Annotated in this window: 13 protein-coding genes and 1 riboswitch; of the genes, 4 read left to right on the top strand and 9 right to left on the bottom strand. The window is 70.6% G+C overall.

All coding sequences use genetic code 11. The features are described 5' to 3' along the window. The first annotated feature begins 73 nt into the window (after positions 1–73). The 3 genes from ABZ079_RS24845 (at position 74) to ABZ079_RS24855 (ending at position 2,531) form a co-directional block, all read left to right on the top strand. On the top strand, positions 74–481 hold the full coding sequence (locus ABZ079_RS24845; RefSeq protein ID WP_356941651.1) for a VOC family protein: 408 nt from the start codon (positions 74–76) through the stop codon (positions 479–481). A 124-nt stretch (positions 482–605) separates the two neighbouring features. After that, positions 606–1,682 (top strand): Rossmann fold nucleotide-binding protein, encoded by a 1,077-nt coding sequence (locus ABZ079_RS24850; RefSeq protein WP_356941731.1) that lies wholly within the window; start codon positions 606–608, stop codon positions 1,680–1,682. A 159-nt stretch (positions 1,683–1,841) separates the two neighbouring features. Continuing rightward, entirely contained in the window at positions 1,842–2,531 is a 690-nt protein-coding gene (locus ABZ079_RS24855) for an LAETG motif-containing sortase-dependent surface protein (RefSeq protein WP_356941652.1), read from the top strand. Between the two features lie 144 nt (positions 2,532–2,675). Here the strand turns inward: ABZ079_RS24855 and ABZ079_RS24860 are convergent, their stop codons facing one another. The 5 genes from ABZ079_RS24860 to rlmN all read right to left on the bottom strand — a co-directional run bounded on the left by ABZ079_RS24860 (position 2,676) and on the right by rlmN (position 8,545). Further along, positions 2,676–3,473 carry a maleylpyruvate isomerase N-terminal domain-containing protein gene (locus ABZ079_RS24860; RefSeq protein WP_356941732.1) on the bottom strand — a complete coding sequence of 266 codons (798 nt, stop codon included), beginning with the start codon at positions 3,471–3,473 and terminating at the stop codon, positions 2,676–2,678. 11 nt (positions 3,474–3,484) lie between these two features. Then, complete coding sequence (locus ABZ079_RS24865; protein ID WP_356941653.1) at positions 3,485–4,504, bottom strand: ABC transporter ATP-binding protein; 1,020 nt, start codon at positions 4,502–4,504, stop codon at positions 3,485–3,487. Then, entirely contained in the window at positions 4,504–6,105 is a 1,602-nt protein-coding gene (locus tag ABZ079_RS24870; RefSeq protein WP_356941654.1) for an iron ABC transporter permease, read from the bottom strand. The genes ABZ079_RS24865 and ABZ079_RS24870 overlap by 1 nt, the downstream gene beginning before the upstream one ends. Positions 6,106–6,143: 38 nt before the next feature. Then, on the bottom strand, positions 6,144–7,226 hold the full coding sequence (locus ABZ079_RS24875; RefSeq protein ID WP_356941655.1) for a thiamine ABC transporter substrate-binding protein: 1,083 nt from the start codon (positions 7,224–7,226) through the stop codon (positions 6,144–6,146). A gap of 81 nt (positions 7,227–7,307) precedes the next feature. Beyond that, positions 7,308–7,415, bottom strand: a riboswitch (TPP riboswitch). Positions 7,416–7,438: 23 nt separating this feature from the next. Continuing rightward, positions 7,439–8,545, bottom strand: coding sequence for a 23S rRNA (adenine(2503)-C(2))-methyltransferase RlmN (gene rlmN / locus ABZ079_RS24880; protein WP_356941656.1), 1,107 nt, complete (start codon positions 8,543–8,545; stop codon positions 7,439–7,441). A 208-nt stretch (positions 8,546–8,753) separates the two neighbouring features. Here rlmN and ABZ079_RS24885 point away from each other — a divergent pair, with 208 nt between their 5' ends. Beyond that, positions 8,754–9,146, top strand: a complete 393-nt coding sequence (locus ABZ079_RS24885; protein WP_356941657.1) for a hypothetical protein — start codon at positions 8,754–8,756, stop codon at positions 9,144–9,146. A gap of 316 nt (positions 9,147–9,462) precedes the next feature. On the opposite strand, the gene ABZ079_RS24890 is transcribed toward ABZ079_RS24885, so the two are convergent. The 4 genes from ABZ079_RS24890 to pyrH form a co-directional block, all read right to left on the bottom strand. Further along, positions 9,463–10,689, bottom strand: a complete 1,227-nt coding sequence (locus ABZ079_RS24890; protein ID WP_356941658.1) for a cytochrome P450 — start codon at positions 10,687–10,689, stop codon at positions 9,463–9,465. A 229-nt stretch (positions 10,690–10,918) separates the two neighbouring features. Beyond that, positions 10,919–12,061, bottom strand: a complete 1,143-nt coding sequence (locus ABZ079_RS24895; RefSeq protein WP_356941659.1) for a phosphatidate cytidylyltransferase — start codon at positions 12,059–12,061, stop codon at positions 10,919–10,921. Beyond that, entirely contained in the window at positions 12,061–12,618 is a 558-nt protein-coding gene (frr, locus tag ABZ079_RS24900) for a ribosome recycling factor (protein ID WP_055706853.1), read from the bottom strand. Before frr ends, ABZ079_RS24895 begins: the two co-directional genes overlap by 1 nt. A gap of 183 nt (positions 12,619–12,801) precedes the next feature. Beyond that, positions 12,802–13,560 (bottom strand): UMP kinase, encoded by a 759-nt coding sequence (gene pyrH, locus ABZ079_RS24905; RefSeq protein ID WP_356941660.1) that lies wholly within the window; start codon positions 13,558–13,560, stop codon positions 12,802–12,804. Between the last annotated feature and the right edge of the window lie 140 nt (positions 13,561–13,700).

A 13,700-nucleotide genomic window follows, 5' to 3' on the forward strand; every position in this document is an offset into this window, starting at 1 on the left:
GTTCGGGGAGGGCCGCCGGTCTACCCACCGACCGCGATCCACCGCGGACGAGAACCCGACGGGAGAGGCCCCCATGTACCAGCAGATGATCTTCGTGAACCTGCCCGTGAACGACCTCGACGCCTCGAAGAGGTTCTTCACGGAACTCGGCTACACGATCAACCCGCGGTTCAGCGACGAGAAGGCGGCCTCCGTGGTGATCAGCGACACCATCGTCGCGATGCTGCTCACCGAGCCGTTCTACGCGACCTTCACCAAGAAGGAGATCGCCGATGCCACGACGACCAGTGAGGTGCTGATCTGTCTGAGCGCCGAGAGCCGCGAGAAGGTCGACGAGCTGGTCGACAAGGCGATCGCGGCCGGAGGCACGGCGAGCGGCGAGACCCAGGACCACGGCTCCATGTACGGCCGCGCCTTCGACGACCTCGACGGCCACACCTGGGAGATCATGTGGATGGATCCGGCCGCGATCCAGGGCTGACCCTCTCTCGACCGAACGTCCGTGCCAGCATGGGCGGGTGGAACCGACACCCGCCCAGCCGCTCCCCCAAGCTCTCGACCCCGCTCGGCCAGGGGGGACCCCCACCGCCGGACATGACCGCGAGATCGAGTCCCTCGCCGAGTTCGACGAGGTGGTCGCCGCGCACGCCTCGCTCACCCGATTCCGGGTGCAGGCCGTCGACCTGACCGGCCGTACCGACGTTCTGCTCCGCCTGGACACCACGGGTGCCGTCTTTCTCGGCTGCCCGATGACCCCCGAGGCAGCCGTGCATGTCCGGTCGGCCGGAGCCCTGGTGTTCCCGCCGGTCCCCGGCCTGCCCTTCGACCCGTACCGCGGCTTCGTCTACACGCCCGGCGAACTGTTCGAGTCGCTGGGCAAGGGGTACGAGGCGACGCCGGACGCCCTGGCCTACGCCTGGTTCCAGCGGACGAAGGCCGATGGTGACGTCTTCGCCTCGACGCTCAGGGCGATCCACGACGACGCCGTCTCCGACGCGCTGGACGAACTCCTCGCCGGAGCGCGGGTGGTGGGTGTCATGGGCGGCCACGCGATGGGCCGCGGCACCGCCGCCTACGCCGGTGCCGCCCGGCTGGGCCGCGAGCTGACCCGCGCCGGGTTCACGGTCGCCACCGGCGGCGGACCGGGCGCGATGGAGGCGGCGAACCTCGGCGCCTACGCCGCTCCCTTCGCCGACGGCATGCTCGACGACGCGCTCCGGCTCCTCGCCAGGGCCCCCTCGTTCCGCCCGTCCGTCACGGACTGGGCGCGGGCCGCCTTCGACGTGCGCGAACGCTGGCCGGGCGGCGGGGAGTCGGTGGGCATCCCCACCTGGTTCTACGGCCACGAGCCGCCGAACGCGTTCGCCGCGCACATCGCCAAGTACTTCGCCAACGCCACCCGCGAGGACGGCCTGCTGGCCCGCTCCCGCGCCGGAGTGGTCTTCCTGCCGGGCGCCGCCGGGACGGTACAGGAGATCTTCGACAACGCGACGCCGAACTACTACGAGTCGCGCGGTGAGCCCACGCCGATGGTGCTCGTGGACGAGGCGCACTGGACGCGGGAGCTGCCGGTCTGGCCCTTGCTGCGGTCGCTGGCCCGGGGCCGGGCGATGGAGTCCCGTATCGCCCTCGTTGACCGGATCGAGCAGGCTCCGGACGCGATCAAACGTCTTGGCAGTTAATAAGCAGGCAAAGTCAACTGCGGTCCCAGGCATATGCATTGACACTACTTACGGAGCGCTTATAAACCTGTGAGCCTCTTGGGGGTGCTGGGGCCTCACCTCATCCGTCGTCCCAACTCCCCCTCCACCCCCCGCAGTTATGCTTTGAAAAGGACAAACGTGTCCATAACTCGCCGTAGCGCACGTCGTTCCGTGCGCATCCTGGGTGTTGCCTCCGCCTCGGCCGCGGTGGTGCTGGGTCTGTCCAGCACCGCGCTCGCGTGCAACATCCGTGACTTCAAGGCCGAAGCCAGGTGCGACGGCGAAAAGGGCGTCATCGTCGTCACCGACACCGACCGCTCCGCGGTCGAGGCCACCGTCACCGTGTTCCTCGAGAGCGACGGCGGCGTCGAGACCAAGGTGGGCGAGCAGCAGGTCAAGGGCTCGGCCGAGGGTACACCGGTCACCTTCCCGGAGGACTGGAAGCCGAACGCGACCTACCGCGTCCACGTCAAGGCCCGCCACATCGTCGACGAGGACATCAAGCCCGACCTGGTGACCCCGTCCACCGCCTGCAAGACCGAGGAGACCAAGACGCCGACGGCGACGGCCTCCACGACGCCGTCGCCGTCCAAGTCCGCCCCGGCCGAGCCGGCGACCCCCACCCCGTCGGCCTCCGAGTCCAGTTCCGCCCCGGCGGGCACGCCGAGCAACGCGCCGTCCCCCGCGGCCGGTGACTCGAACCTCGCCGAGACCGGTGCCAACTCCAACACCGGTCTGATCGCCGGCGTCGCGGCCGTCCTGGTCGTCGCCGGTGGTGGCGCGGTCTTCTTCGGCATGCGCCGCCGTGGTGCGCGCAACAACGGCTGACGCTCCCTCTCCGCACAGCACCGCGGCCCGTCCTCCTATCCCCAGGGGACGGGCCGCGGTCATGGCCCGGTTGTCCCCGGGGGCCGGCCTCGGCCGTTGCCCGGCCCGGGAACCGGCCGCGGTCGTGTCCCCGTCGGGGCCGTCTCAGCCGAAGGTGGTCCGCTGCGGCCAGAACTCCAGCAGTTCCCGCTCGCCCAGCACCTCGAGGCCGGGACCGTCCAGCGGCAGCCGACGGTAGAAGGCGAGCAGGACGGAGGTGAGCGGTCCCCGCAGGGCCACGCTCGCCTTCTCGTGCCCGCGACGCCAGGCGACCCCCTCCTCGCCCAGCTCGACGAGCCATTCGGCGTTCACGGCGGGCTCGGTGTCGGTGGCGTGCAGGTGGATGCTGCGGCCGGGGCTTCCGCACAACTCCTTCGCCTCCCGGTGCGATGTGTTCCGCTGCACCCACCGCACGAGCTGGAGCCACTCGTCCAGCGCGTCGGCCGCGATGTCGGGCGCGACCTCGTACGGCAGCGTGGCGTCCGCGCGGTGGATGGTGATCTCGTGGGTCATCCGGCGGGCCCAGAAGCCGGTGTCGGCCACACCGGTCCACGACCACACCTCGGTGTCCGGTCCGGCCTCGCGCAGCGCCCCGACGACCAGGTCTCCGGCCTCCACCAGGCAGGCGTCCAGTGCCGCGGCGCCGCCACCGGCCTCCGGCCCTTCGCCGAGCGGCACCCGCTCGCGCTCGATCCCCTCCTGCGCCCGGCTCCGCACTATGGTGTCCACCCAGCGCAGGGCACCTCCCCTATGGCGTACGAGCTGTTCGAGCGACCAGTCCGGGCAGGTCGGCACGGTGGCCGAGAGATCGGCGCCGGAGGTCACCACGGCCCTCAACTGCCCTACCTGGTGGATGATCTCGTCGCAGTACCGGTCATGTGTGACGTCATGGCCTGACCCCAGGGCGAGGATGATCAGTCGAGCACGACGATTTCCGCCGCGCCGAACTCCACCCCGACCGCGTCCCCGACCTCCGGTGCGTCCCGCAGCGCGCAGGCCGCCTCCAGGCGCGGGCCGTCCTGAGGCTGGAGGTGGACGGCCACATGGGTGCCCTTGAAGGTGCGGGCGGTCACGGTGCAGGGCAGGCCCGCGTCGACGGCCACCATCCGTACCCCGGCGGGGCGGACGAGAAGCGTGCGGTTTCCCTGCGGAGAGCCGTCGGGCACCGGCAGCTTGCCCCAGGGGCTGTCGGCGGCCGTACCGGCGACGGTCGCCGGGACCACGTTGTCGAAGCCGAGGAAACGGGCCACGAACGCGTCGGCGGGCCGCTGCCAGACCTCCAGGGGCGTACCGGACTGCGCGATCCGCCCGTCCCGCATCACCACCACCCGGTCGGCCAGCGCGAACGCCTCGCCCTGGTCGTGGGTGACGGCGAGCACGGTGGTGCCCAACCGCCCGAACAGTTCCCTGAGTTCGACCACCAGGCGTTCCCTGAGGGAGCGGTCGAGCTGGCCGAGCGGCTCGTCCAGCATGAGCAGCCGGGGCCGGGGCGCGAGCGCCCGGGCGAGGGCCACACGCTGCTGCTCACCGCCGGACAGCCCGGCCACGGCCCGCCGGGCGGCCCCCGGCAGCCCGACCAACTCCAGCAACTGGCGCACCCGGGTGTCCCGTTCGGCCTTGACGACGCCGTGCATACGCAGTCCGAAGCCCACGTTGGCGCCGACGTCCCGCTGCGGGAAGAGCTGGTGGTCCTGGAACATGAGCCCGACACCGCGCTGGTGCGCGGGCATGCCCCCCTGGTCGCGGCCGTCGAGCAGCACCCGCCCCGAGTCCAGCCGCTGCAGCCCGGCCACCGCCCGGAGCAGCGTCGACTTGCCGCTGCCGCTGGGCCCGAGCACACACACCACCTCGTGCTCGGCGACATCGAGGTCGACCGCGTCGAGCACGGCCCGCCCGCCGAAACGCACGGTAGCGGCATCGAGGCTCAGCAGCATCAGAACTCCCCCGTCCGGTCGGTGCGCAGCCGCTCCAGGACGAGCAGCGCGACGGCGCACACCACCATCAGAATGGTCGAAAGGGCCATCGCCTGACCGTAGTTGAGGTCTCCCGGGCGGCTGAGCAGCCGGGCCACGGCAACCGGGAGGGTCGGGTTGTCGGGTCGGGCGATGAACACGGTCGCCCCGAACTCGCCGAGCGAGACGGCGAACGCGAACCCGGCCGCGACCAGCATCGCCCGCCGCACCATCGGAAGATCCACCTCGCGCCACACCCGCCAGGGCGAGGCCCCCAGCACGGCCGCCGCCTCCCTGAGCCGCCCGTCCACCGCGCGCAGCACCGGCAGCATGGTCCGTACGACGAAGGGGGCGCCCACCAGCGCCTGGGCGAGCGGCACCAGGATCCAGGACTGGCGCAGGTCCAGTGGCGGCTTGTCGAGCGCGATCAGGAAGCCGAAGCCGACGGTCACGGCGGACACGCCGAGCGGCAGCATCAACAGCGCGTCGAAGCCCCGTACCAGCCGTCCCGCGTCCCGGCGGGCCAGCGCGGCGGCGGCGAGACCTCCGATCACCACGGCGATGGCGGTGGCGGCGACGGCGTACTCCAGCGAGGCCCACACGGCGTGCAGGGGTGCCACCAGGAACGTACCGCCGTCGGGGTCGGTCAGCGCCCGGTAGTAGCCGAGGCCGGGTGCGTCGAGGGAGCGCCGGACGAGCACGGCGAGCGGCAGCACGAGGAGCAGGGCGATGGTGGTGAGGACCCCGGCGAGCAGCGCCCACTGGCCGGCCCCGCGCGGCCGGCGAACGGTCACCTTCGGGTCGACGAGGCGCAGCGCGGTCTCCCGCCGCCGTACGGTCCAGGCGTGCACGGCGAGGATCGCGCCGACGGCGGCGAACTGGACGAGGGTGAGGACGGCGGCCGTGGACAGATCGAAGGTCTCCGAGGTCTGCCGGTAGATCTCCACTTCGAGGGTGGAGAAGGTGGGGCCGCCGAGGATCTGCACGACACCGAAGGAGGTGAAGGTGAACAGGAACACCATCAGCGCGGCGGCGGCCACGGCGGGCGCGAGAGCGGGCAGGGTGATCTTCCGCCAGGCCCCGAGCGGCGAGGCGCCGAGCATCCGGGCGGCCTCCTCCTGCCGGGGGTCGAGCTGGGCCCACAGCCCGCCCACCGTGCGCACCACTACCGCGTAGTTGAAGAAGACGTGGGCCAGCAGGATCGCCCACACCGTGGTGTCCAGCCGTACCCCCCACAGCTCGTCGAGCAGACCGCCCCGCCCGACGAGCGCCAGGAAGGCGCTGCCGGCGACGACGGTCGGCAGCACGAACGGGACGGTGACGACGGCCCGCAGCAGCTGCTTGCCCGGGAAGTCGAGGCGCGCGAAGACATGGGCGGCGGGCAGCGCGAGCAACAGGGTGAGCGCGGTGGAGGCGAGCGCCTGCCAAGTGGTGAACCACAGCACGTGCCGGATGTCCGGCTGGGTGACGACGTCCGCGATCCGCCCGAACCGCCAGGCGCCGTCCACCTTCAGTCCGCGCGCGACGATCGCGGCCACGGGCCAGGCGAAGAACAGCGCGAAGAACGCGACGGGCAGGGCCATGAGCCCGAGCCGCGCCGCGCTTCTCCGCCGTGTCCCGGCTACCTCAGTACGAGTGACGTCCACGACTTGACCCACTGGTCGCGGTTGGCGGCGATCTTGTCCGGGGCCATGGTCCGGGGGTGCTCGGCGGCCGGCCCGTACTTCGTGAACTCGGCAGGAACGGCGGCACCCTTCACGACCGGGTAGACGAACATGTTGAACGGCATGTCCTGCTGGAACTCCTTGGTGAGCAGGAAGTCGATGAACGCCTTGCCGCCCTCGGTGTTCTTCGCGTTGCTCAGCAGCCCGGCGAACTCGATCTGCCGGAAGCAGGTGCCCGCGGCCACGCCGGTCGGTGCGGTACCGGGCCGCTTCTTGGTGTTGATCACCTCGGCGGGCGGGGAGGAGGCGTACGACACCACGAGCGGCCGGTCCCCGCCGGCCTTCTTGCCCCCGGAGGAGCCGGAGAACTCCTGGAGGTAGGCCTGCTCCCAGCCGTCGACGACCTTCACGCCGTTGGCCTTGAGCTTCTTCCAGTAGTCCTGCCAGCCGTCGTCACCGTACTCGGCGGCGCTGCCGAGCAGGAAGCCGAGACCGGGCGAGGAGGTGGCCGCGTTCTCGGTGACGAGGAGGTTCTTGTACTCGGGCTTGGCCAGGTCGGCGAAGGACCGGGGCGGGGCCAGCTTGTGCTCGCTGAAGTAGGCCTTGTCGTAGTTGACGCAGATGTCGCCGTGATCGACCGGCGTGACCCGGTGCTTGGCCCCGTCGAGCCGGTAGGCGGCGCCGACGGTACCGAGCCCCTTGGCCTCGTACGGCTGGAAGAGGCCGTTGTCGAGAGCCCGGGACAGCAGGGTGTTGTCGACGCCGAAGAAGACGTCGCCCTGCGGGTTGCCCTTGGTCAGGATCGCCTTGTTGACGGCCTGGCCCGCGTCACCGTCCTCGAGGGCCTTGACCTGGTACCCGGACTGCTTCTCGAAGTCCTTGAGGACGCTCTCGGAGACGCTCCACGAGTTGTGGCTGACCAGGGTGACGGTCTTGGAGTCCGTGGACCCCTTGGCGTCGCTCGAGCCGCACGCCGTCAACGCCGGCAGCGTGACCAGGCCGAGCCCGACCGCCATGGCCACGAAGGTCTTGTTGTGCACTGGATGTCCTCCTGGGGGTGGCCAGGAAGAGACGCGGCCCTGCCCGGGCTCCGCGAGGGAGGCCCGGGCAGGGCGCAACAGCTTGAGTGATGACCGAACTTCCTACCCAGAATGACCTGGGCGAGGTTCAGAGGGTCTGCGGCCCGTTTGCCGCACTCTCAGCGCTGTGGCGCTCCCCTGTCGGAATATGAAGATGTGTGGACGTGGCCAGATTACCGCTCGGTGGCCGCGAGCTGACCACAGGCCCCGTCGATCTCCTGGCCACGGGTGTCCCGAACCGTGACGGGCACACCGTGCGCGGCGATGGCCTCGACGAACGCCTTCTCGTCCGCCGGCCGGGAAGCGGTCCACTTGGACCCCGGCGTCGGGTTGAGCGGGATGAGGTTGACGTGCACGGGCCTGCCCTTGAGCAGCCGGCCGAGCCGGTCACCGCGCCACGCGTGGTCGTTGATGTCCCGGATCAGCGCGTACTCGATCGACAGCCTGCGACCCGACTTCTCGGTGTACTCGAACCCGGCGTCCAGCACCTCGCGCACCTTCCACCGCGTGTTCACGGGGACGAGGGTGTCGCGCAGCTCGTCGTCGGGGGCGTGCAGGGAGATCGCGAGCCGGCACTTGAAGCCCTCGTCGGCGAACCGGTGGATGGCCGGCACGAGCCCGACGGTGGAGACGGTGATCCCGCGCTGCGAGAGCCCGAGCCCGTCCGGGGCGGGATCGGTGAGCGCCCGAATGGCACCCACGACCCGGTTGTAGTTGGCGAGCGGCTCCCCCATCCCCATGAAGACGATGTTGGAAAGCCGCGCAGGCCCGCCGGGCACTTCCCCGTCCCGGAGCGCCCGCATGCCGTCCACGATCTGGTGGACGATCTCGGCGGTGGACAGGTTCCGGTCGAGCCCCGCCTGCCCGGTCGCGCAGAACGGGCAGTTCATGCCGCACCCCGCCTGCGAGCTGATGCACATGGTGACCCGGTCCGGATACCGCATCAGCACGGACTCGACGAGCGTCCCGTCGAACAGCCGCCACAGGGTCTTGCGTGTGGTCCCCTGGTCGGTCGACAGATGCCGTACGACGGTCATCAGCTCGGGAAGCAACGCCTCCTGCAGCTTGCCGCGCGCACCGGCGGGGATGTCGGTCCAGTCCGCCGGGTCGTGCGCGTACCGCGCGAAGTAGTGCTGCGAGAGCTGCTTGGCACGGAACGGCTTCTCGCCGATCTCGGCCACCGCGTCCTTGCGCTCGGCGGGCGTGAGGTCGGCGAGGTGCCGCGGCGGCTTCTTGGCTCCGCGCGGGGCGACGAAAGTGAGTTCTCCGGGCTTAGGCATGGCGCTTACCAGTGTCGCAGATCGACTCGGGTAGCCCAGGCCAGAGCGGGGTGGGGGCGGTCACCCGTGGGCACCGACTGTCAGCATTGGTTGGCCTCGGACGGCCCAGGGACGGCCCAGGGCGCGTGCTCGGGCGGTGGGATGGTCAGTAGCCTGCATCTCTGTAGGTAAGTGCGGCATGATCGCAGTCATGTCTTGAGGGGGACTGATGAGTGCCTGCATAGCTGCGGCCGTCTTCTTCGGCCTGCTGGGTCTGATCCCGGCCAGGAAGGCGCGAGGCGTCCGTCACCTCATAGCGCATGGCGAGCGCGCACCCGGTGTGTGCGACTACGTCACCTGGGACGACGGCGACGCGAGCGCCTGGTGTTCGTTCGTCACCCCGGACGGCAAGAGCAGACAGATTGTGGTTACAGGGTACGGATCTCCACGATTCGAGGCCGGCGACGTGGTGGAGATCGCCTACTGGAAGGGCAGACCGCGTACCGCGGTGGTGGTACAGGACGAGGAGAACTACTGGCGCACCCACCTCGTCGCTGCGATCGTCTGCTCCGTACTGGCCGGCGTTTTCGCGCTGGCCGCGATCTTGGCTGCAGCGCTCTAGGAGCTTCGGCAGCGCGACTGGTGATATCACCACAGCCAACCCGCCATTCGATGCCCGCTTGTGTCCCTGCTCCGAAGGCGTGACACAAGCGGTCCCGCCCGGCTCGTCGCCGAAGGCGCCCGGTTCCGGTCCTCCTGCTCCGCCGAGAAGGGCCCCTGGGCGTACGGCAAGGTCCTGACCGGCGCCGAGAGGGCAAGTCGGGACAGCTGGTCGGCCACGCGCACTCCGTCGCGAATCGCCCCGACCGCGGCCGCTACACCGCCTCCAGGTAGTCCCAGCCGAGCCAGCCGGGGTCGCCCGTGACGTGACCCGGGTGTCACCAGGTCACGGGCAGCGTCCTGGGGCCGCGGATCAGGCCCTGGCGCTGGAACTCGACCTCCTCGGGAGGCACGGCCAGCCGGATGCCGGGGAAGCGGGCGAGTACGGCGCCGATCATGACCTCGGCCTCCATGCGGGCCATGATGGCGGCCAGGCAGTGGTGCGGGCCGTGGCCGAAGGCCAGATGGGCGGGGCTCTTCCGGTCGAAGTCCAGGGCGTCGGGGTCGGGGAAGACCTCGGGGTCGCGGTTGGCGGCGACGTAGGCGTTGTAGACGACGTCGCCGGCCCGGATCAGCCGGCCGCCGACCTCGACGTCCTCGACGGCGACACGGGGGATGCCGACGCCGTTGCGGTGCGGGACGTAGCGGAACAGCTCGTCCACGGCCCGGGGCAGGAGTTCCGGCTCGCGCCGCAGCCGGTCCATGTGCTCGGGGTGGGTGAGCAGTGCGTACATCATCGAGCCGCTGTTGTTGCGCACCGCGTGACCGCCGCTGACCTGGATGGCGGTGGCCAGGGAGATCGCCTCGTCGTCGGTGATCTCGCCCGCCGCGGCGGCCTGCGCCAGCACGCCGGCCAGGTCGTCGCGGGGATCCTCGCGGCGCTGCTGGAGCAGTTCGACGATGCGGGCCCGGGTGGCCTGAGCGGCCTCCCTGGCGCGTTCCTCGGACTCGGTGCCCGCGGACAGCAGGGCCTCACCCGTCGCCGCCCAGCGGTGCCAGTCCTTCTCCTCCACACCGAGGAAGTCGCGGGTCACGGCGATCGGGAAGGGGCCGTGCAGGTGTTCCATGAGGTCGGCCGGTGCGCCCGCGCGCTCCATCCCGTCGAGCAGTTCGGTGGCCCTGCCCTCGGCCAGCGGCCGCAGCCGCTGCATGCTCCTGCCGGTGAAGGCGCGGGCGACGACCCGGCGCAGCCGACTGTGCCGGGGCGGGTCGATGTACTGCAGACCCGCCGTCTGCGAGGCCACCGGCACCGGGCGCATGGTGGTGACATCGCGGCCGACGACCTGTTCCCGGGAGAAGCGCGGGTCGGAGGTGACGAAGCGGACGTCCTCGTACCGGGTGACCAGCCAGGCGTGCCCCTCGCCGTGCGGGAGCCTGATCCGGGTGACCGGCTCGTCGCGCAGCAACTCGTCCAGGAACGGATCGGGGTCGAGTGCGGGCAGGTCGTCGACGGGCCAGAACCTCACCGGCGGAGGAGGCGGGGCGGGGGCTGGGTCGAGGGGCATCGGGCACACTCCCTGCTGCGTCACCGGGCGGCGGAGTACACGTCGCCCTCTGAGGGAGTCTGCCGCGCGCGGGCTCCGGCTGCCGATTTGTGCTGCGGCATCCGGGTGCGGTCCCTGCGCAACGGGCCGGGAGGTCCGGGAAACGGCAACGGGCCGGGAGGTCCGGGAAACGGCAACGGGCCCCCGCCTTGTGCTCAGGACGGGGGTCCGGACGTCGTACGGCACTCGCTCACGCGGATCCGACGAACACCACCATCAGCAGCCAGACCACCGGCGCCGTGGGCAGCAATGAGTCCAGTCGGTCCATGATGCCGCCGTGCCCGGGAAGCAAGGTGCCCATGTCCTTGATGCCGAGATCCCGCTTGATCATGGACTCGCCGAGGTCGCCCAGCGTGGCGCTGACCGCGACCGCGAGGCCCAGCAGCAGGCCCTGCCACCAGGTGCCGTCGTCGATCAGGAACCGCATGCACAGCGCGCCCGCGACCATGGCGAACAGCACCGCGCCCAGCAGGCCCTCGCGGGTCTTGCCGGGGCTGATCCGCGGGGCGAGCTTGTGCTTGCCGAAGCGCCAGCCGACCGCGTACGCGCCGGTGTCGCTGACGACCGTCAGCAGCAGGAAGGTGAGCACCCGCCAGGGGCCGTCGTCGGCGGTGAGCAGCAGCGCGACGAACGTGGCCAGGAAGGGCACGTAGAACGCCGCGAAGACGCCGGCCGTGACGTCCTTGAGGTAGTTCTCCGGTGGTTCGGTCATACGCCAGACGAGGACGGCGAGGGCCGTCAGGGCCATGGCGACCCACGCGCCCTCGGCGCCGCGCACATAGCCGGCGACCACCATCGCCGCACCACCGACCGCCAGCGGCACGAGCGGCGCCTTGATGCCCTTGCGCTCCTGCAGCCTGCTGGTGAGCTCCCACAGCCCGACGACGACGGCGACCGCTATCACGCCGACGAACACGGCCTTGACGATGAACAGGGACGCGACGATCACCACACCGAGCCCGACGCCGACCCCTATGGCCGCGCTCAGGTCACGGCCCGCGCTCTTCTTCTGCGGCGCTGGCGCCGGCTGGGGGGCGTCGGGCATGGGCTCCGGATTCTGGGTCTCGGCCGGGACGGGCCGGTCCTGGAAGGTCTCGTCTCGGAACAAGGGGCCGCCCAGCCGAGCGGCCCCCCGGTCGTCGTCCTGGTCTCCGGCGTACGCGGACACCTCGGGCACGATGGGCATGGGGCGAGTCTGCTGCGCCTCAGGCGCATCGTACGTGGGGCCCGCCGGGGCGGCCCCCTGGACAGGCTGGGCAGGCCTGCCCGCGGTGGACGCCCAGTACCCGGCCTGCCCCGCCGGTGGCGGCGCCCCCCAGGAAGAGTCGCTCATCAGACTTCGAGCAGCTCCGCTTCCTTGTGCTTCAGAAGCTCGTCCACCTGAGCGACGTACTTGTGCGTGGTGTCGTCGAGCTCCTTCTCCGCACGGCGGCCCTCGTCCTCGCCGACCTCGCCGTCCTTGACGAGCTTGTCGAGGGCTTCCTTGGCCTTGCGGCGCACGGAGCGGATGGACACGCGCGCGTCCTCGGCCTTGCCCTTGGCGACCTTGATGTAGTCGCGGCGGCGCTCCTCGGTCAGCTCGGGGAACACCACACGGATGATGTTGCCGTCGTTACTGGGGTTGACGCCCAGGTCGGAGTCGCGGATGGCCTGCTCGATGTTGCGCAGGGCGCTCTTGTCGAACGGCGTCACGACCGCCATGCGCGGCTCCGGCACGGAGAACGAGGCCAGCTGGTTGATCGGCGTCGGGGCACCGTAGTAGTCGGCCACGATCTTGTTGAACATCGCCGGGTGCGCACGGCCGGTGCGGATCGCGGCGAAGTCCTCCTTGGCGACCACGACGGCCTTCTCCATCTTCTCCTCGGCCTCGAGGAGGGTCTCTTCGATCACCACTTGCTCCTGCGTGTCTTGAGTGAGGCCCGGCTGCGGTTCCTCTATCGGGCGGCGGCCGGCTGCGTCGCGTCTTCTTCCTGCACGGTTCCCGACCGGCAGGACATTGTCCATCCCCCGGCCAGGGCGCGTCCCGTCCGTCCCTCGGACAGGTGGCGCACCCCGGGCGACGGGGTGTGCCGGTCAGTCCCGGCTGCCCTGGTCACCCACCAGCGTGCCGATCTTCTCACCCTTGACGGCACGGGCGATATTGCCCTCCGCGAGAAGCTCGAAGACGAGGATCGGGAGCTTGTTGTCACGGCACAGCGTGATGGCGGTGGCGTCGGCGACCTTGAGGTCGCGGGTGATGACCTCGCCGTAGCCGAGGGCGTCGAACTTGACGGCGTCGGGGTTGGTCTTGGGGTCGGAGTCGTAGACCCCGTCCACGCCGTTCTTGCCCATGAGCAGCGCCTCGGCGTCGATCTCCAGGGCGCGCTGGGCGGCGGTGGTGTCGGTGGAGAAGTACGGCATGCCCATACCGGCGCCGAAGATGACCACGCGGCCCTTCTCCAGGTGGCGCACGGCGCGCAGCGGGATGTACGGCTCGGCGACCTGACCCATGGTGATGGCGGTCTGCACCCGGCTGTCGATGCCCTCCTTCTCCAGGAAGTCCTGGAGGGCGAGGCAGTTCATCACGGTGCCGAGCATGCCCATGTAGTCGGAGCGGGCGCGGTCCATGCCGCGCTGCTGGAGTTCGGCGCCGCGGAAGAAGTTGCCACCACCGATGACGACCGCGATCTCGGCGCCGTCCCGGACGACGGCCGCGATCTCACGGGCGATCTTGTGCACCACGTCCGGGTCGACGCCCAGGCCCCCGCCACCGGCGAAGGCCTCTCCGGACAGCTTCAGCAGAAACCGGCCGCGTACTTTGCCGTCGTCGCTCTTCTCGGCCTTCGTCGTCATGGGAGATCCCGCCTCTTTCACGTGTTGCACATACGAAGAAGGCCATTGCCGACGGGGTCGCTTTTCGCTCCCATGCGCGGCAATGGCCTCCTCGTCAGATCTGCTGCCGTCCGCCCCACGCCCGGGTGTGGCGGTGTGCG

This window comes from Streptomyces sp. NPDC006314, from assembly GCF_040613075.1.
Classification (GTDB): domain Bacteria; phylum Actinomycetota; class Actinomycetes; order Streptomycetales; family Streptomycetaceae; genus Streptomyces.

Bases quoted from the DNA above. Each gene is read 5' to 3' on its own strand.
- ABZ079_RS24845 (WP_356941651.1), top strand. From the start codon at position 74: ATGTACCAGCAGATGATCTTCGTGAACCTGCCCGTGAACGACCTCGAC.
- ABZ079_RS24865 (WP_356941653.1), bottom strand. From the start codon at position 4,504: ATGCTGCTGAGCCTCGATGCCGCTACCGTGCGTTTCGGCGGGCGGGCC.
- ABZ079_RS24870 (WP_356941654.1), bottom strand. From the start codon at position 6,105: ATGGCCCTGCCCGTCGCGTTCTTCGCGCTGTTCTTCGCCTGGCCCGTG.
- rlmN (WP_356941656.1), bottom strand. From the start codon at position 8,545: ATGCCTAAGCCCGGAGAACTCACTTTCGTCGCCCCGCGCGGAGCCAAG.
- ABZ079_RS24885 (WP_356941657.1), top strand. From the start codon at position 8,754: ATGAGTGCCTGCATAGCTGCGGCCGTCTTCTTCGGCCTGCTGGGTCTG.
- ABZ079_RS24890 (WP_356941658.1), bottom strand. From the start codon at position 10,689: ATGCCCCTCGACCCAGCCCCCGCCCCGCCTCCTCCGCCGGTGAGGTTC.
- ABZ079_RS24895 (WP_356941659.1), bottom strand. From the start codon at position 12,061: ATGAGCGACTCTTCCTGGGGGGCGCCGCCACCGGCGGGGCAGGCCGGG.
- pyrH (WP_356941660.1), bottom strand. From the start codon at position 13,560: ATGACGACGAAGGCCGAGAAGAGCGACGACGGCAAAGTACGCGGCCGG.